We start from the raw sequence: 17,967 nt of genomic DNA, 5'->3' as shown, positions 1-17,967 counted from the left end.
GGACGAGGGAGGCCGATTGTGGGCACACCGGCTGCGACAGATGAATGACCACATGCGGGACGATCTGTTGCCGGGGCCGCTTGAAGCGGCTAGTTGTGTAAACCCACCACGTTGTTCAGTGGGATTCGGGTGATGGGTGGCCTGTAGCCAAGGCTGGCATGTGGTCGATGCCAGTTGTAGTGATGAAGCCAGCCCTGCAGCGCGTGGGCTCGCTGCTCGGAGTTGGCGTAGGAGCGGGCGTAGGCCCATTCGCGCAGGCTGGTTTGCACCAGCCGCTCAGCCTTGCCATTGGTGCGTGGGGTGTATGGGCGCGTGCGCAGGTGACGCATGCCCAACCGACGGACCAGGCGTCGGAAGCTACGCGATCTGTAGCAGGCGCCGTTGTCGGTCAGGACGCGCTCAAATTGCACGCCCAAGCGCCGGTAGTAGCGCACTGTCCGCAACAGCGCCCTGCACGCACTGCGACCGCGCTCGTCCGGCTCGATGGAGCCGAACGCCATGCGGGAGTGGTCATCGATGGCCAGATGGACGTATTCCCAGCCGATGCCATCGGAGTTGACCTGGCGATTGCTGGTGACCCGATGTCCCGGCTGTCGGAAACGCGCGAGCTTCTTGATGTCCAGATGCAGCAGTTGGCCGGGCAAGGCGTATTCGTAGCGGTTCTCCGGCGCAGCCGGCTGCAGTTCGGCCAAGCGGTGCAGGCCGGCGCGACGCAGCAGCCGGGCGATGGTGCTCGGGGCCACAGGCAGGTGCCCGGCGATCTGCCGATACGTCTGTCGTGCGCGGCGCCGCTCGATGACGTGCTGCACAATCTCCTGTGGCGTGGCATGCGGGCAGGAACGTGGCCGAGAGGACCGGTCGACCAAGCCTTGCGGACCTTCTTCCTTGAACCGTCTGAGCCACTTATAGGCCGTGCGGACGCTGACACCGGCCGCATGCGCTGCTTCTTGGATGCGAAGGCCCTGAACAAGGATGCGGTCCACGAGCAGGGCTCGACCGCGCGGGCTCAAACGGGCATGTTTATGCAGGTTCATCCGGGGCTCCTGGGGGCTGGGTTGGCTTCGCAACCCCCATCTTCCAGAGATGCCCCGGATGAACAACCTACCGAGAGATCACAGCTAGTCCAACAATTCCCCAGCCACCAGATGGGCGGGGCTGGCGCGAGGTGCAGCCTGTGCCAGGCGCACGCCTGGGCTGCCCGCCGCCATAACCACCCGCGATGGCTGGCGGCGTGTCGCCAGCGCGCTCAGCCCGCCGCCGGGTCGGCCAGGCATTCGAGCAGGTAGTCGATGAAGCTGCGCACCTTGGGTGCCAGATGGCTGCGGCTGGCGTACACCGCAAAGATGCCGATCTCGCCAAGCTCGTATTCGGGCAGGAGGCGCACCAGGCGGCCGCTGGCGATGTGGGCATCGGCCAGGAAGTCCGGCTGCATCACGACGCCCTGGCCGGCCAGCGCCGCCGCATTGAGCACATGGCCATTGTTGGCGCGCAGCCCGCCGTGGATGCGCACGGTGACATCGCCATCCGGACCATGGAAACGCAACTCGTCGCCGCTGGGCGAGTAGTGGTAGAGCAGGCATTCGTGGCCGGCCAGATCGGACGGGTGCCTGGGTGTGCCGGCGCGCGCCAGATAGGCCGGCGCTGCGCAAGTCAGCAGGCGTACCTTGCCCAGTTGCCGCGCGATCAGCATCGGCGCCGGCTGGCGGGTGATGCGGATGGCGACATCAAAGCCTTCTTCGACCATATCGACCAGGCGGTCGGACAGCGACAGGTCCAGTTCCACCTGCGGGTAGCGCGCGCGAAAGCCGGGCAGCAACGCGCCCAGCCGCTCGATCCCGTAGCTCACCGGCGCATTGACCCGCAGCACCCCGGACGGCTCCAGCGCCTGCGCCCCAATGGTGGCTTCCAGGTCGTCCAGATCGGCCAGTAACTGCAGGCACCGCTGGTAATACGCGGTGCCCGCGCTGGTCAGGCTGACCCGGCGCGTGGTGCGGTTGAGTAGGCGTGTGCCCAGGCGTTGTTCGAGCGCAGCGACCTGGCGGGTGACGTTGGCAGTGGAGCGGTCCAGCGCATCGGCCGCGGCGCTGAAGCCGCTGCGTTCGGCCACCGCGGTAAACACGCGCATTGCATCAAGGGTGTCCATGGGCGCTCCGATTGTTTCTTTCGTTGCAATAAATTATCTGAATGAAACGCATTTATCAGATTTCTGTAGCTAATAGGCTGTGCTGGTCACCAACGGAGTGCGGGCGATGTCCATCCATTTCACCATGCCCTGCACGGTTGCCTATGCCGAGGCACTGCGGCGTATCAGCCGGGGTGCCCTGTTCCTGGTGCATCGCCTGACCAAGGCGCTGTCATTCACCCCCGGCCGACACAGTAGGCAACTTCCAGGCGCAGGGACTCCCCGTCGCGCTGGCCTACCTCGCCATGGCGCTGGAACTCGGTCTTGGTCTGCCGTTGTTGGTAGGCCTTTACGCGTGCTGGGTGGCGCTGCTGGGCGTGCCGCTGCTGCCGGGTACCGTCGTCAGCGTGCATGGCGCCAACGGGTTGGGTGTTTCCAACCCCGGCGGCGGTTGGGGGTCCCCGGCGCTGTGGGCGGTGTTGCTGGTCGTTGGCGCAGTTGCGCTGAAGCCGCCGCGCTGATGTCGGTGATGTCGGTGATGTCGAAGCCAATCATTTCAAGGAGCCATGCATGAGCCGCATGCCATCGCTGTATATCTCGCACGGGTCGCCGATGACGGCGTTGCAGCCGGGCCAGGTCGGGTTGCGCCTGCAAGAGCTGCGACAGCTGTTGCCGCAGCCGCGCGCGATCGTCGTCGCCACCGCGCACTGGCTGGGCCGTCGCCCACTGGTCAGCGGCGCCGCGCAGCCGGCGACCATCCATGACTTTGGCGGTTTTCCTGCGCCGTTGTACGAGCTGGAGTATCCCGCGCCCGGCGAGCCCGCGCTGGCGCACCACATCACCCGCCTGCTGGAACAGGCCGGCCTGCATCCGCAGCTGGACCCGCAACGCGGCTTCGATCACGGCGTGTGGGTGCCGCTGCGCCTGCTGTACCCGGCGGCCAATATCCCGGTGGTGTCGGTATCGATCCAGCCCGAACTTGGCCCTGCCCACCAGTTTGCATTGGGGCGCGCGTTGGCACCGCTGCGCGACGACGGCGTGCTGGTGATCGGCTCGGGCAGCATCACCCACAACCTGCACGATTTCCGCCATGGATATGGCGCGGAGCGCGAGGCGCCGTATGTGCGCCCCTTCATCGAATGGGCCGAGCGCGAACTGCTGGAAAACGACATTGCCGCACTGCTGGACTATCGCCGCCAGGCGCCCTACGCCGAGCGCGCGCATCCCAGCGACGAGCATCTGTTGCCGCTGTATGTCGCGATGGGCGCAGCCGGCAGCGATCAACTCGGTGCGCAGCGGATCGATGCCGGCATCGACCAGGGCTTTCTGGCGATGGATCTGTATCGCTTCGACGGGGATACGGCGGTCGCCGCTTGATCGGGTGGTAAAGGCGCTGCCGTTATCGCGGCGGCGCTGTCGCGATGACGGCAGCGCTTCGCACCAGGGCGTTGGCGGCCTCATTGCGGCGCCGCAGCGATGACAGCACCGCAACACCGCAGCGTTGGCAGCATTGCCGCAACTGCAGCGTTGACAGCATCACCGCAACACCGCCGCGCTCTGAAGCATTCACGATCGACCGCTGTGCAGTCTCATAGGCTGAGACGCCTTCGCTGCATGCTGCCCGCGTGAAAATCCTCGACAAGCTCGCCGTCCTTGCCGACGCCGCCAAATACGATGCCTCCTGTGCCTCCAGCGGGGCAAACAAGCGCAATTCGCTGGGCACGGGCGGGATCGGCAGCACCGAGGGCATGGGCATCTGCCACTCCTACACGCCCGATGGCCGCTGCGTGTCGCTGTTGAAGATCCTGCTAACCAACTTCTGCATCTTCGACTGCGCGTACTGCGTCAACCGCGTGTCCAGCAACGTGCGCCGCGCGCGCTTCACGCCGGAAGAAGTGGTCACGCTGACGCTGGATTTCTACAAGCGCAATTACATCGAAGGCCTGTTCCTGTCCAGCGGCATCATCCGCAACTCTGACTACACCATGGAGCAGCTGGTGGAAGTGGCGCGGCAGCTGCGCGAGGTGCATCGTTTCGCCGGCTATATCCATCTCAAGACCATTCCCGACGCCGCGCCCGAACTGCTGGCTGCGGCCGGCCGCTATGCAGACCGTTTGAGCATCAATGTGGAGTTGCCGACCGAGCAGGGGCTGACCTTGCTGGCGCCGGAAAAGAGCGTCGGCGGCATTCGCTCGGCGATGGGCGAGCTGCGTTGGCGCATCGAAGAAAACCAGCTGGAGCGCAAGGCCGAAAAAGTGCGCCGGGCCAAGCCGCCGCGCTTTGCGCCGGCAGGCCAAAGCACGCAGATGATTGTGGGCGCCGACGATGCCAACGACCGCAGCATTCTGGACACCAGCCACAACTTGTATGGCAATTACCGCATGCGCCGGGTGTACTACTCGGCCTTCAGCCCGATCCCGGATGCCTCATCCAAGCTACCGTTGCAGGCGCCGCCGTTGCAGCGCGAGCACCGGCTGTACCAGGCCGACTGGTTGCTGCGGTTCTATGAATTTTCGGTAGAGGAAATCGCCCCTGCGCAATCCAGCGGCATGCTGGACCTGGATGTAGACCCCAAGCTGGCCTGGGCGCTGCGCAATCCGGAGCGGTTTCCGGTTGATCTGAATGTCGCGCCGCGCGAAATGCTGTTGCGGGTGCCCGGCTTGGGTACACGTAATGTGGAGCGGCTGCTGTTGTCGCGTCGTCATGCGCGATTACGGGTGGGCGACCTGGCGCGGCTGCGGGTACCGATGAAAAAGCTGCTGCCGTTTGTGAGCGTGCTGGACCATCATCCGCGCCAACGCTTGGACGATCCGGCGCGGTTACGGGCACAGCTGGCGCCTGCGCCGCGGCAGGCGGGGTTGTTTGATTGAGGTGTGGGCGGGATGAGTGTGCGATGTGTGCGTGGTGGTTGCTGCGGTTGAAGGGGGTGGGTGCGGAGCACAACAAATGCAGGGCACAACAAGTGCAGGCACAAGTGCAGGCACAACAAGTGCAGGCACAAGTGCAGGCACAACAAGTGCAAAGCTTTCGCGCCTGCGGCGCGAGTGACTTTTGTCTTGGCAAAAGTCACCAAAACCGTTGTCGCCTGGCGCGATCCGGTGCGATACAGCCGCACCGGTTCCCTGCGCTCCTCGCCATGCGCGGCACGGCGCCCAAACTCGCTTCGCTCAGACAAGGGCGCCTCTTCGGCCGCGCATGACTGCGGTGCTCGGCTCGCTTTAAGGCGACAGGGTGAAGCAGGATCAACGGCAACGGCAACGGCAACGGCAACGGCGTATGCAACAGCAAAAAGCAAAAAAGACAGCAAGAGAAAGAGCAATAACAACCAATGAAAACAGCAGAAAAAAATCAACGACGGCGGCAGCTTCAGTGGCAACAGGCGTGAATTTTGCTTGCTGCAGTTATCGGAAGCAGGGTGGGGCGGTAGAAGCACCCATGGCAACAGCAGCGGCAACACCTTCAGTAGTGGCAATAGCGGTCGTAAGACGGTAGTTACGGTGGTGGTGTTCGTCTTGTGGGAGTGTGTTGTAGCGATGTTCAGCGCTGAGGTCGAACCACCGTGGAGTTTTGAAGCATGGCGTGCGTTGGCGCGGGCAGGGTGGTGCGCGCAGGTGCAGCCGGATGATGTGGCATGGAACGGTGGGGCGCAGGGCGGGTTGTTGATGGGGCAGGGGCTGCTGGAGCTGCCGGTGATCATGCCGCCGCCGCGCGTGTCGGCGAACTTCATGCAGCTGGCTGCGTCGGTGCTGTGTCATCGCGATCCACAGCGGCATGCGGTGCTGTACCGGGTGTTATGGCGCATCGCCTCCGGAGAAAAAGCGCTGTTGGAGCGCGTCACCGATGTGGATGTGCACCGTCTTGCGCAATGGCAAAAGGCGGTGCAGCGCGATACGCACAAGATGAAGGCATTTGTGCGCTTTCGGCGTTTGCCTGGGGAAGAGGAAGATTTCGTGGCCTGGTTCGAACCCGAGCACTGCATCGTGGATCGGGTGGCGCCCTTTTTTGCCCGGCGGTTTGCCGGCATGCGGTGGGCGATCCTCACGCCATACCGCAGCGTGCGCTGGGATGGCGAGGCGTTGTCGTTCGGCGATGCGGCGGTACGTTCGCAGGTACCGGCCGACGACGCGCAGGAAACCTTGTGGCGCACGTACTACGCGCACATCTTCAATCCTGCGCGGCTCAACCCCACCATGATGCGTCAGGAAATGCCGCAGAAATACTGGAAAAACCTGCCCGAAGCGGCGCTGTTGCCTGAGTTGATCCGAGAAGCCGGGGTGCGGGTGCGCGAGATGGCCGAGCGTGCGCCCGAACCGGTGCGGCGACGCGTACCGATGACACCTGCGCCGACGCCGGACGTTGCAACCCAAAGCCTGGCGCAGCTACGCACTGCGGCGCGCGATTGTCGTCGCTGCGAGCTGTGGCAGCCGGCCACGCAGACGGTGTTCGGCGAAGGACCGGACGATGCATCGGTGATGGTCATCGGCGAACAACCCGGCGACGAAGAGGATCTGAGTGGGCGTCCGTTCGTGGGCCCGGCCGGACGCCTGTTCACCATGGCGCTCGGCGAACTGGGCGTGGACCGTCAGGCGTTCTACGTGACCAATGCGGTCAAGCATTTTCGTTTCGAGCAACGCGGCAAGCGGCGCCTGCATCGCAATCCCGAGCGTGCGCATGTGCAGGCATGCAGCGGTTGGCTACAGGCCGAGCGCGCGCAGCTGCGGCCCGCGCAGATCGTCTGTCTGGGAGCAACCGCCGCGCAGGCAGTGCTGGGGTCTGGCTTTCGCTTGATGCAGCAGCGTGGGCAGTGGCAGCGGTTGGACGACGGCACCCCGGTCTTGGCGACCGTGCACCCGTCCTGGGTGCTGCGGCAAGGCTCCGAGGTGGCGCGCGAAGAAGGCTACCGCGGCTTTGTGCAGGACCTCCGGCAGTTGTTGACGCCGCCGCGTGCGGCAAGCGATCTGGCCAACGCATAAAAGAAGCGCGTGCAAATCCACGCGCATGGTGTCGGAGAAAAAGACACCAAGTGAGGTCGCCGGCATGCCGGCGACCTCGTACCGCCGCTTCGCGGTTGGGTAGCGCGTCTTGCTAACGGACGCGCATGCATCGCTACGTGGCCATCGACGAACGCGATCCGTTTGCGTCGTTGGAAAAGACGGGCATGCGCCAGCGATGTGGCTGCACTTACGGCATCAGCACTTTGTCGATGACATGAATCACGCCGTTGCTCTGGTTGACGTCGGCAATGGTGACGGTGGCAGTGTTGCCCTTGACGTCGGTGAGGGTGACCTTCTTGCCGTTGAGCTTGGCAGTCAGCGGCTCGCCTTGCACGGTCGTCAGCGTGGCGCTACCGCCACCGGCCTTGATCTTGGCGATCAGCGAGGCCGCGTCCACCTTGCCCGGCACCACGTGATAGGTCAGCACCTTGGTCAGCATCGGCTTGGATTCCGGCTTCAGCAGCGTGTCCACCGTGCCTGCCGGCAGCGCTGCAAACGCGGCATTGGTCGGGGCGAAGACGGTGAATGGGCCCGGGCCCTTCAGAGTGTCCACCAGGCCGGCGGCTTTGACGGCGGCCACCAGCGTGGTGTGGTCCTTGGAGTTGACCGCGTTGTCGACGATGTCCTTGGTCGCCAGCATCGGCGCGCCACCCACCATCGGATTGGACGCAGCGTAAGCGGGAGCCATGGCGCTAGTCAGGGCAATGGCAGTGGCAATGGCAAGCGACTGGAATGAGGTCTTCATGAGGCATCGATCCTTTGGTGAGCGATTACCTGGATGGCAATCGTGGATCTTGATACGCGGCCAGATGCGGCGCGGATGCATCACGCGTTTTTTACATCAAGATGCTGCGCTGCAACGTCATCGCACTCCGCCATAGCGACCATGGTCGGGTCGCCGGTGCGTTTGTTCGAGCAGCGATGCCCACACAGGCGACCGGCAGTTGAGAACTCCATGGCGAAACTGCACTGCAGGGGACACGCGATCGGGCTGTCAGCAAGCCCAGCATCGTCGTCTCTCTCGCATGACCGCCGTAATGCTGCACGAATGTTCGCGATTGGCAAAAGCAACAGCGTTCAATGCAAGTAGTGTTCGAGCTCTCCGGTGATGATCCGTTCCAGGGCTGTAGAACATGAAGTCCCAAAGAGTTGAGTTCAATCCATTGGTGTTGCCCACAGTATTGGTGGCAGCCACGTTGGCGTTGTCCGGCACTGCACAGGCATCAGTCGTCACCTCAACGCCCACACCATCAGCGACGGCTGCTGCTGCGAGTGAGAGCTATCGACCAGGGCAGAAATGGATCGTGCCGGGCGAATGGGAATTCACGGTTGATTCTGCGCGCGTGGCCAAGGTGAAAATTCCTAACCATGGCGGCGGCTCCTGGGTTCCCACACAAGTGATCCTGCTGAGCTACAGCTACAAGAACATCGGATTCGACGATAGCGCCAACTTCAAGGACGGCGGCCCGTCGACACTGGCATTTTCGAAAGCGCAGATCGACGTGGTCGACGCCAACGATGCGGACAATGGCGGCGCAGGCAATTACCCCGTGCGCATCAAGCGCGTCGAAGACGCTGACGGTCAGAAGCCCGGGCAGAAGATGGTGGGCGCGCAGTGGCCTTACGCGTTCAAGAAGAAGGTTGGGGCGGTCAGGGTGACGGTGAGTCACTACGACTCCACGCTGAAACTGCATGAAGCGACCTTCCTGGTCCCGGTGGAAGGCGCTCGGCACTCGAGGCCGCACGCGAACAAGCACGTTCACCACGGCTGATTTGCGTTCGGCCATCTGCGCGGCAGGCCACCGGCATGCGCGAGGTCGCAAACGATCAGGCTGCCGGCTGCTTTCGACTGCACTGCAGTCCAGGTGACCGAGCGGCTGTTGCCTTGGCGATGCTCCATCGCCTGCCCGCTGTCAGCGACGTGCAGGTGCATTGCGGGCTGTTGCAGTGCCACGCCGGCGCAGCGGTTCATCGTGCGGCAGGCCATCTGTCTTGCCGGCGCACAGCCGCATCCTCGTCTGGGCCTGTCCATCGCGCAGCCGGTAGCTGATCGACAGCTACCCGCCAGAGCGCTGCAGCACGACACCTTCGTGACAGTCACCGCGCAGGATCATGGGCAGGCCCAGGCGGCGCGGCAGTTTCATCGCCGCCTGCAAACCGGTATGTTCCCGTAGGTGCGTTGTTGTGCGTCGCGAGACGATGCCGCGCGTGCGGCCGTCTCTTCTTCCGGGTTTTTCATGCATTCGATCGATGTCGTCCTCGCCATGTTGCTGGCGGTCGCGGCCAGCGGTTATCTGATCCGCATCCTGCCGTTCTCGCTGCCGTTGCCACTGGTCCAGATCGCGCTAGGCGCGGTGGTCTCCGGCGTGTTCGATGCGGGGCACGAGCTGGAACCGGAACTGTTTTTCCTGTTGTTCCTGCCGCCGCTGCTGTTCCTGGATGGTTGGCGGATTCCCAAACAAGGCCTGTTCCGCGACAAGGCGGCCATCCTGGAGCTGGCGCTGGGTCTGGTGGTGTTCACCGTGGTCGGGGCCGGCTTGCTGATCCATTGGCTGATTCCGGCGATGCCGTTGGCGGTGGCCTTCGCACTGGCGGCGATCATCTCGCCGACCGACCCGGTGGCGGTGTCCTCGATTGCCTCCAAGGTGCCGATCCCCAAGCGGCTGATGCACATCCTGGAAGGCGAGTCGCTGCTCAACGACGCTTCCGGCCTGGTGTGCTTCCAGTTCGCGGTGGCCGCGGTGCTCACTGGCACCTTTTCGATCGCCAGCGCGTCGCTCACCTTCCTGTGGGTGGCGCTGGCCGGGCTGGCTCTGGGCGTGGCCACCACCTTTGGGTTGAGCCGGGTCCAGGCCTGGATCTGGCGCCACTTCGGCGAAGAACCTGGTTCGGCGATCCTGGTCAACCTGCTCACGCCGTTCGCCGCCTATCTGCTGGCCGAGGCCTTCCACGCATCCGGCATCCTGGCCGCAGTCGCGGCCGGTATCACCATGAGCTATGTGGAAATGGCCGGTAACGCGCCAGGCAATATGCGCCTGCAGCGCTCGGCAGTGTGGGACACGGTGCAGTTCACCTTCAACGGCATCATCTTCGTCCTGCTGGGCGAGCAGTTGCCGGGCATCCTGGATGGCGCTGTGCGCAGCGTGCAGGAGGCCGGGCACCTCAATCCATGGTGGCTGGCGGTGTACGTGGCCACCATCAGCGCCAGCCTGATGGCGCTGCGCTTTGTGTGGGTCTTTCTGTCGCTGCGCTGGAATATCTTCAAGGCGCAGCGACGCGGCGAGGCGCACGTCAGTCCACCGTGGCGGATCGTGGTGGCAGTGTCGCTGGCCGGCGTGCGCGGTGCGATCACCCTGGCCGGCGTGCTCACCCTGCCGTTGATGCTCAACGACGGTACGCCGTTTCCGGCCCGTCAGCTGGCGATCTTTTTGGCCGCCTCGGTGATCCTGGTGTCGTTGTTGGTGGCCAGCGTGGCATTGCCGCGGCTGCTGCGCGGGCTGGAATTGCCGGAAGAAGAAGACGAGCAGCTCAAGGAAGACCTGGCAGTGAAAGCTGCCTCGCAGGCAGCGATGGAGGCCGTGGAGAAGTTGCGCCAGCGGCTGGTACAAGACAGTACGCACGCCGAGCGCTACAACGCCGCCGCCAACCAGGTCAGCCAGCGCTACCAACGTAAGCTGGGCGCAGTGGACATGGCCGAGACCGACCCGGAAGAAGCCGGCGCCTATGAGCAGGCCCTGCGCCAGTTCCGCCACGCCGCGCTGGTGGCCGAACGCAACGAGTTGTTCAAGCTTGCCCGCCGCCGCGAGATTTCTGACGACCTGTCACGCAGGCTGGTGCGTAACCTGGATCTGATCGAGTCGCGCAAGCGCGCTTGAGCGCGCGGGAAGCGGGATAGGGAATCGGGAATCGGGAATCGGGAATCGTAAAAGCCCGGTCAACGACTACGGCCGCCGTAGAAGCGCAGCAGGGCGCGACCAGCCTGTCCCGAGACACATCCGCGTGCGGGCTCGGGAATCGGAAATCGCAGCGGCCAGGGAGGTGGCCACTGCTTCGGTAGGAGCGCACCCAGGCGCGAGAGGCCCTCTCTGGACAGCCTGGTCGCGCCCGGGTGCGCTCCTACGACACCGCACTACAAGGATGTAGGCATCGCAGCCCTTGAGAGGACGCAACGCGGCAGCCCTTGAGCGGACGCAACGCGCACCTGCGGGCTTTGTCCGTGTACAGCAGGCCCCAGGCACCAGGCAGCACGCACCAGGCAAATCATGGGTCGGGAGACACCATCCCACCAGACCCCCTCCCATCGTCACGGCGCGCGGCCTACCCTGTGGCGCTTATCGTTCCCGTGCCAGGCCCATGACTTCGATCGTTTCCATCCAGGGATTGAGCAAGACCTACGCCGGCGGTTTCCAGGCGCTTAAACAGGTGGATCTTGAGATCCAGCGCGGCGAAATCTTCGCGCTGCTCGGCCCCAATGGCGCCGGCAAGACCACCTTGATCAGCATCATCTGCGGGCTGATCAACCCCAGCACCGGCACCGTACTGGCCGATGGGCACGACATCGTGCGCGACTACCGCGCCGCACGCGCCAGCATCGGGCTGGTGCCCCAGGAATTGGCCACCGACGCGTTCGAAACGGTCTGGGCCACGGTGCGTTTCAGTCGCGGGCTGTTCGGCAAACCGGCCAATCCGCAGTATCTGGAAGCGGTGTTGCGCGAGCTCTCGCTGTGGGACAAGCGCAACAACAAGATTTCCACGCTGTCCGGCGGCATGAAGCGGCGCGTGCTGATCGCCAAGGCGCTGGCGCATGAACCGCGCATCCTGTTTCTGGACGAACCTACCGCCGGGGTGGACGTGGAGCTGCGCCATGACATGTGGCAGATGGTGCGGCGGCTGCGCGAGCAGGGCACCACCATCATCCTGACCACCCACTACATCGAGGAGGCGGAAGACATGGCCGACCGCGTCGGCGTCATCAATCGCGGCGAGCTGGTGCTGGTGGAAGACAAGCACACGCTGATGCGTAAGCTGGGCAAGAAGCAGCTCACACTCAGCCTGCAATCGCCATTGCAGACGCTGCCCACTGCGTTGGCAGACCTGCCGATGGAATTGTCGGCCGATGGCAACAGCCTGATCTATACCTTCGACACCCAGGCCGAGCAGACCGGCATCGGCGCACTGCTGCGCCGACTCAACGAGCAAGGCATCGACTTCAAGGACCTGCATTCCAGCGAAAGCTCGCTGGAGGAGATCTTCGTCAACCTGGTACACGGCGCACGCAACGCGGAGGTGCGCGCATGAACCTGCATGCGATCGCGGCCATCTATCGTTTCGAAATGGCGCGCGCGTTCCGTACGCTCACCCAGTCGATCGCCTCGCCGGTGTTGTCGACCTCGCTGTATTTCGTGGTGTTCGGCGCGGCGATCGGTTCGCGCATGGGCGATATCGACGGCATCAGCTACGGTGCCTTCATCATTCCCGGGCTGGTGATGCTGTCGCTGCTCAACGAAAGCATCTCCAACGCCTCGTTCGGCATCTACATGCCGCGTTGGGCCGGCACCATCTACGAGGTGCTTTCGGCACCGGTGGCGTGGTGGGAGATCGTGATCGGCTACGTGGGCGCGGCCGCCAGCAAGTCGGTGATGCTGGGATTGCTGATCCTGCTCACCGCGCGGCTGTTCGTGCCGTACGAGATCGCCCACCCGGTGTGGATGCTGGGCTTTCTGGTACTCACCGCGCTGACCTTCAGCCTGTTCGGTTTCATCATCGGCATCTGGGCCAGCGGCTTCGAAAAGCTGCAGGTGATTCCGCTGATGGTGGTGACGCCGCTGACTTTCCTGGGCGGCAGTTTCTACTCGATCAACATGCTGCCGCCGGTCTGGCAGAAGGTCACCCTGTTCAATCCGGTGGTGTACCTGATCAGCGGGTTCCGCTGGAGCTTCTACGGCAAGGCCGACGTGCACATCGCGGTGAGCACCGGCATGACCTTCCTGTTTCTGGTGGTGTGCCTGGGCGCGGTGGCAGCGATCTTCCGCAGCGGTTACCGGCTCAAGGCGTGAGTGGGTCGCGTGTGCGGTGTCCTCACCACTTGCTGGCTGTTTGATCGAAAGCCATGCGCACCGACCAACATGACTGGTCCTTGCCCGCTCACCGTCGCGGGACCTTGAGCGGCATGGATGCCGCGCCAGAGCCTCCGGGGACGGATTCACGGCGTGTCCCGCGATGGTGGGCGGACAAGAGCCCTGCAGCCAGTTCGCAACTCAGCTTTGCAACAGAACAACGTGACCTAGGTCTGTCAGCCGCGCTTACTCGGCGGCAGGCTTCGCGTCGTTATTGGTGTCCAGGAAGTAGGCCACCACCTCGCCCTTGACCTTCATCGTCATCGGGTTGCCGCGACGGTCGCGCGCCTTGCCGACCTGCACCTTGATCCAGCCTTCGCTCATCGAGTATTCCTCCACGTTGTCGCGTTCGACACCGTTGAAGCGCACGCCGATGCCGCGGTTGAGGGCATCGGCATCGTGGAATGGGCTGCGTGGGTCGATGGCCAGATGATCGGGAGGGGTATCGCTCATGGGGAGGGCGTCATGACGGGCCGGATGGCCGTCTTCGGGCGCACAGGATACGGGCCTGCGCGGCGATGACCAGCCCCCTGGCATGAGTCCGCGCAGGCGGCAACGGTTTGCTTGGCGCGCGTCAGGCGGCACACTTCACGCTGAATCTTTCTGCGAGACCCCGCGATGCCCGACAATAGTGCCGATTACGAAGACGACGACGGCCTGCCCTCCGATCTGGAAGAAGGCGACGACGTCGACGATCATCCTGCGCGGGTCTGGAACCTGCTGGTGCTCATCAATCCCGGCGACGAAGACACCGCGTTGAGCCAGTTCGACAGTTGGCGCGAGGCGCAGGCCGAGGCGGACGAGGACGATGAAGACGATGCCTGGTTGTGGGCGCTGAAGGACACGATCGATTGGCGTTCGGGCTTCTACGTCGACTGGAAGGACACCGATTCGTTCATCGCTGCCATCGACGAGCTCAGCGCGCGCTGGAACCTGCGGATCGACTGGGGCGGCGACCTGGACGACGAAGACTTCGCGCGCAAATTCGACGTGCCCGATCTGATGGCGGTGGCCTTCGACCGCCTGCGCGAACATGGCTATTCGCTGTGGAACTGGAACACCGGCGGCGATGCCTATGCCGGCTGGATCGCGCTCAGCCGCGACGACGACGCCATGCTCGCCTTGACCTCGCTGCTGGGCGTGGAAGTGCGGCTGGGCAACGAGGCGTTTTGAGGGGCGGGATTGGGGCAGTGGGGATTCGCAAGGGCGGATCCCGACGTTGGTGCAGCCGGTAGCGCATACGCCCGGCGTTGGCTGCAAGTAGATCGGTGCAGCTGCGCGACGGTGCTATTGCGGTAACACGCCAGCGCGTTGGTGGAATCTGCAGTGGTCACGACGATGGGTCGCACGTCATTGCTGTGCCGTAGCTGCCATGGAGGTCGTGTCAGGGCCAACGATCTCCCAGGACGTTTCCATCCGATCGCTTGCGGACGATTTCGCCTGGACGCTGCGCCAGGCGCGCAGGCATGCCACCAGCCAAGCGGCTGCCGGCTTTAGCGAATCCCGAGGCCCGAGTCCCCAATCCCGGCAGTCAAGGCACCTCACCTCGCGCCTGCGCACGCGCATTGGCGATCAGTGCCTTGAGCAGTGCGCGATCGGTATGGCGGGAAACGGGGATGGTGCCCAGGGCGATGGCCTCCAGGCGGAGCGGTGCGGGCACGTCGTAGTGCGCACCACTGAGTTTGTTCTGGAAGGCGCGGCGGGGAATACCCAACCGCGCCGCCATGGCATGCAACTCGTCCAGCGTGTCGCCGAGCAGGTGCGCCCAGCGCTGCTCGCGCCATAGATGCACCGCATCGTCGATGTAGACAGCCATCAGCCGGGTCAGGCCTTCTTGGATTTCTTCGGCTTCTTGCCGGCGGTCTCGGCGTCGGCGTCGTCCGCGACGGCGTCGGCGGCCTCGTCGCTGGTCGCATCGTCTGCAGTGCTGTCGTCTTCGGCCGTCGCGGCGTCTTCGGCAGCGGCATCGCTGTCGGCCGCAGGTGTTGCGTCGGCGTCGTCGGCGTCTTCATCGCCGTCTTCATCGGCATCGGCGTTCTGGAACTCGGACACCAGCTTGGTCAGGTATTCCTCGGCGGTCTGGCCTTCTTCGGCGGCCAGGTCGTCGATCATCTGCTGCAGCTGGGTCGAATACTCCAGCGAGATGGTCTTGCCTTCGGCTTCCTGCAGGTTGGCCAGGTGCTTGAGCATGGCCAGCATCGGGACCGGGTTGTCGGCGCTGCCCATGGTCTGGCCGCCGATCGACAGCATCCACTCGCTGCCCCCCTGCAGACCGATCGCGGCCACCACACGGCCATCGGCGTCCTGCAGCACGGCATGGTTGGTGACCTGGGGCGCCTGGCCCAGACGGACGATGGGGCGCTTGGGTTGCTGCTTCTTGCGCTTGTCGCGCTTGGCCTTGGAATTGCGGGACACGGTGTTCTCGACGCTGGGAATGGCCGGCCATTCTAGAGCGTGCGCCGCACGATGCGATGAGCGGCGCGTGGAGGTCCCGGTGTGAGGGCAGCTGCGCCCGGATCCAGACAGCATCGGCGCGGGGGATCATCATGGCCGCGGCACCGGTCTGGTCCGGTCACCCAGCAACTGCGCCCGGCTGTTGCACGTCGCCAGGCACGGCTGGCGAGCAACGCCGGCGACTCACTGCCGACGGCAGCGGCGGCGGCGGCTCACTGCGTGGACGACGCGGCTTCCACTGCTACCCGCGGTGCGGCCACGGCCGCTTCAGCTGCCCTGGCGAGCGTGGCGGCCGAGGCCACCTGTGCGCTGGAGGACACACGCGGTGCTGCCGGGCGCGCCGCGGCAGCGCCAGCCGGCACTGGAGTCGCTTCCGCAGCACCCCGGCCGGCGGCCGACGTAGCTGCGGCTGCCGCAGGCGCAGCACCGTCCACCGGTGTTCCCACGGTGGCTGTACCGGTGGTAGCGGCGCCGCTCAGATCCGGCACGTGGGTATCGGCGTCGTGCACCGACTGACCCAGCGCCACGCCCTGGCCGGCGCCGGCCAGCGCCGCCTGCTCGGCGTCCTGGGTCATCACCACGATGCTGATACGGCGGTTGATCGGGTTCTGCGGGTTGGTCTTGTCGAACAGGACCGACGACGACAAACCGACAACACGCGTCACCTTGGCGTCTTCCATGCCGCCGCCCACCAGCGCGCGGCGTGCAGCGTTGGCGCGGTCGGCGCTGAGTTCCCAGTTGGTGTAGCCGGCATCGCTGCTGTAGGCGGTGGTGTCGGTATGTCCGGTGATGCTGATGTGGTTAGGAACCTGATTGATGAAGCTGGACAGCTCGCGCAGGATGTCCACCGTGTACGGCTTGAGCTGATCGCGGCCGATGTCGAACATCGGGCGGTTCTGCTTGTCCACGATCTGGATGCGCAGGCCATCGGGCGTGAGGTCCAGCAGCAACTGGTCCTTGAACGGCTCCAGCGCTTGGCTCTTGTCGATGGCTTCCTTCAGGTCCTGCATCAGCGCTTCCAGGCGCCGCTTGTCCTTGGCACGGCTGTCCACGTCCGTATCGGCCGCATTGTCGCGCTTGCGGCCCATCTCGTCCTTCTGCCCCTTGGCCATGTCGGCGGTGCCGCCGAGCTTGATCATCGAGGTGCTGGCGCCGCCCGGGCCGTTCATGCCGGGCGAGGGCGCCGGCGACTTGCCGGAGAGCGGGCTGGGGTTGCGGAAATATTCGGAGATCGCCGCGCGCTGTTCCTTGGTGGTGGCGGCCATCAGCCACAGCACCAGGAAGAAGGCCATCATCGCGGTCACGAAGTCGGCAAAGGCCACCTTCCAGGCGCCGCCATGGTGGCCGCCGCCTTGCACCTTCTTGACGCGTCGGATGATGACGGTGGATTTGCCCTCGGCCATGACCGCGGTCCTACTTGATCGTCTTCAGGTGCGTTTCGAAATCGCCGAAGCTCGGACGCACGTTGGAGGGCAGGGTCTTGCGCGCGAATTCCAGCGCAATCTTCGGGTTGTAGCCGCGCAGGCAGGCCAGCAGTGCGGTCTTGACCGCCTCGTAGATGCGCCCGTCCTGCTCGGCGCGTGCTTCCATCGCCGCCGACAGCGGCGACACGAAGCCATACGCCAGCAGGATGCCCAGGAACGTACCGACCAGGGCGGCGCCGACGTGGTGGCCGATCTCCTCGATCGGGCCGCCGATCGAGCCCATGGTGATCACGATGCCGAGCACTGCCGCCACGATGCCGAAGCCGGGCAGGCCGTCGGACACCTTGCTCAGCGCATGCGCCGGAGCCAGGGCTTCATGGTGATGCTTTTCCAGTTCCAGCTCGAGCAGCGGCTCCAGTTCGTGCGGCTCGATGTTGCTGCCGATCATCAGGCGCAGGCAGTCGGTGATGAAGTCCAGCAGGTGATGGTCGGCCACCACCTTGGGATAGTTGCCGAAGATGGTACTGTCCTGCGGTTTTTCGACATGGTCTTCCAGCGCCATGAAGCCGTCGCGCCGTGCCTTGTTCAGCAGCTCGTAGATCAGGCTCAGGGTGTCCTTGTAGTCGTCGGACTTGTATTGCGGGCCCTTGAACACGCCCATGATGCCGGTCAGCGTTTCCTTGACGATCTTGCCTGGCGTGCTGACCAGGAACGCGCCCAGCGCGGCGCCACCGATGATCATCAGCTCGTACGGCTGCCACAACGCGCCCAGCTTTCCGTGCGACAGCACATAGCCGCCGAGGACGCTGACGATGACGACAATGAAGCCAACGATGATGAGCATGGCGAAGCCGGAC

At 64.6% G+C, this 17,967-nt stretch carries 16 protein-coding genes and 1 pseudogene; 9 read left to right on the top strand and 8 right to left on the bottom strand.

Going from position 1 to position 17,967, the window contains the following annotated elements:
* Nucleotides 1–89 precede the first annotated feature (89 nt).
* Together BJD12_RS09445 and BJD12_RS09440 are read right to left on the bottom strand one after the other, a co-directional pair.
* Complete coding sequence (locus BJD12_RS09445; protein WP_042828825.1) at nucleotides 90–1,034, bottom strand: IS481 family transposase; 945 nt, start codon at nucleotides 1,032–1,034, stop codon at nucleotides 90–92.
* Between the two features lie 212 nt (nucleotides 1,035–1,246).
* Nucleotides 1,247–2,143, bottom strand: a complete 897-nt coding sequence (locus tag BJD12_RS09440) for a LysR family transcriptional regulator (protein ID WP_005992188.1) — start codon at nucleotides 2,141–2,143, stop codon at nucleotides 1,247–1,249.
* Nucleotides 2,144–2,249: 106 nt separating this feature from the next.
* Between BJD12_RS09440 and BJD12_RS09435 the strand changes: the two are divergent.
* The 4 genes and pseudogenes from BJD12_RS09435 (at nucleotide 2,250) to BJD12_RS09415 (ending at nucleotide 7,095) form a co-directional block, all read left to right on the top strand.
* Nucleotides 2,250–2,643, top strand: a pseudogene (locus BJD12_RS09435) (DoxX family membrane protein).
* A gap of 49 nt (nucleotides 2,644–2,692) precedes the next feature.
* Nucleotides 2,693–3,499, top strand: coding sequence for a dioxygenase family protein (locus BJD12_RS09430; protein WP_005992184.1), 807 nt, complete (start codon nucleotides 2,693–2,695; stop codon nucleotides 3,497–3,499).
* A 248-nt stretch (nucleotides 3,500–3,747) separates the two neighbouring features.
* On the top strand, nucleotides 3,748–4,992 hold the full coding sequence (locus BJD12_RS09425) for a putative DNA modification/repair radical SAM protein (RefSeq protein WP_005992182.1): 1,245 nt from the start codon (nucleotides 3,748–3,750) through the stop codon (nucleotides 4,990–4,992).
* 663 nt (nucleotides 4,993–5,655) lie between these two features.
* On the top strand, nucleotides 5,656–7,095 hold the full coding sequence (locus tag BJD12_RS09415; protein ID WP_005992180.1) for a UdgX family uracil-DNA binding protein: 1,440 nt from the start codon (nucleotides 5,656–5,658) through the stop codon (nucleotides 7,093–7,095).
* Nucleotides 7,096–7,303: 208 nt separating this feature from the next.
* Here BJD12_RS09415 and BJD12_RS09410 read toward each other — a convergent pair whose 3' ends face one another.
* Nucleotides 7,304–7,861, bottom strand: coding sequence for a fasciclin domain-containing protein (locus tag BJD12_RS09410; protein ID WP_005992178.1), 558 nt, complete (start codon nucleotides 7,859–7,861; stop codon nucleotides 7,304–7,306).
* A gap of 451 nt (nucleotides 7,862–8,312) precedes the next feature.
* Between BJD12_RS09410 and BJD12_RS09405 the strand changes: the two genes are divergently transcribed.
* The 4 genes from BJD12_RS09405 (at nucleotide 8,313) to BJD12_RS09380 (ending at nucleotide 13,172) form a co-directional block, all read left to right on the top strand.
* On the top strand, nucleotides 8,313–8,888 hold the full coding sequence (locus BJD12_RS09405; protein WP_228861061.1) for a hypothetical protein: 576 nt from the start codon (nucleotides 8,313–8,315) through the stop codon (nucleotides 8,886–8,888).
* Between the two features lie 465 nt (nucleotides 8,889–9,353).
* Nucleotides 9,354–10,991 (top strand): Na+/H+ antiporter, encoded by a 1,638-nt coding sequence (locus tag BJD12_RS09390; RefSeq protein WP_005992173.1) that lies wholly within the window; start codon nucleotides 9,354–9,356, stop codon nucleotides 10,989–10,991.
* A 478-nt stretch (nucleotides 10,992–11,469) separates the two neighbouring features.
* Entirely contained in the window at nucleotides 11,470–12,414 is a 945-nt protein-coding gene (locus tag BJD12_RS09385; protein WP_005992171.1) for an ABC transporter ATP-binding protein, read from the top strand.
* Entirely contained in the window at nucleotides 12,411–13,172 is a 762-nt protein-coding gene (locus BJD12_RS09380; protein ID WP_005992168.1) for an ABC transporter permease, read from the top strand. Before BJD12_RS09385 ends, BJD12_RS09380 begins: the two co-directional genes overlap by 4 nt.
* A 246-nt stretch (nucleotides 13,173–13,418) precedes the next feature.
* Here the strand turns inward: BJD12_RS09380 and BJD12_RS09375 are convergent, their stop codons facing one another.
* Nucleotides 13,419–13,685 carry a DUF3297 family protein gene (locus tag BJD12_RS09375; RefSeq protein ID WP_005992166.1) on the bottom strand — a complete coding sequence of 89 codons (267 nt, stop codon included), beginning with the start codon at nucleotides 13,683–13,685 and terminating at the stop codon, nucleotides 13,419–13,421.
* 165 nt (nucleotides 13,686–13,850) lie between these two features.
* On the opposite strand from BJD12_RS09375, the gene BJD12_RS09370 reads away from it, so the two are divergent.
* Nucleotides 13,851–14,405, top strand: a complete 555-nt coding sequence (locus BJD12_RS09370; protein WP_005992164.1) for a DUF6630 family protein — start codon at nucleotides 13,851–13,853, stop codon at nucleotides 14,403–14,405.
* A gap of 358 nt (nucleotides 14,406–14,763) precedes the next feature.
* Here BJD12_RS09370 and BJD12_RS09365 read toward each other — a convergent pair whose 3' ends face one another.
* The 4 genes from BJD12_RS09365 to motA all read right to left on the bottom strand — a co-directional run bounded on the left by BJD12_RS09365 (nucleotide 14,764) and on the right by motA (nucleotide 17,954).
* The gene (locus BJD12_RS09365; RefSeq protein ID WP_005992162.1) at nucleotides 14,764–15,048 is read right to left on the bottom strand and encodes a DUF4031 domain-containing protein; all 285 of its coding nucleotides are present in this window, start codon (nucleotides 15,046–15,048) and stop codon (nucleotides 14,764–14,766) included.
* A gap of 8 nt (nucleotides 15,049–15,056) precedes the next feature.
* Complete coding sequence (locus BJD12_RS09360) at nucleotides 15,057–15,647, bottom strand: hypothetical protein (RefSeq protein ID WP_005992161.1); 591 nt, start codon at nucleotides 15,645–15,647, stop codon at nucleotides 15,057–15,059.
* Between the two features lie 251 nt (nucleotides 15,648–15,898).
* A complete protein-coding gene (gene motB, locus BJD12_RS09355) occupies nucleotides 15,899–17,089 on the bottom strand; it encodes a flagellar motor protein MotB (RefSeq protein ID WP_005992159.1) in 1,191 nt (396 codons plus the stop codon).
* A 10-nt stretch (nucleotides 17,090–17,099) separates the two neighbouring features.
* Nucleotides 17,100–17,954: a flagellar motor stator protein MotA gene (gene motA / locus BJD12_RS09350; RefSeq protein ID WP_005992157.1), complete on the bottom strand. Its 855-nt coding sequence runs from the start codon at nucleotides 17,952–17,954 to the stop codon at nucleotides 17,100–17,102.
* Between the last annotated feature and the right edge of the window lie 13 nt (nucleotides 17,955–17,967).

The organism is Xanthomonas vesicatoria ATCC 35937, assembly GCF_001908725.1.
Lineage (GTDB): Bacteria > Pseudomonadota > Gammaproteobacteria > Xanthomonadales > Xanthomonadaceae > Xanthomonas > Xanthomonas vesicatoria.
Note: the sequence above shows the minus strand (reverse complement) of the source record. Positions and strands in the feature narration are given on the sequence as shown.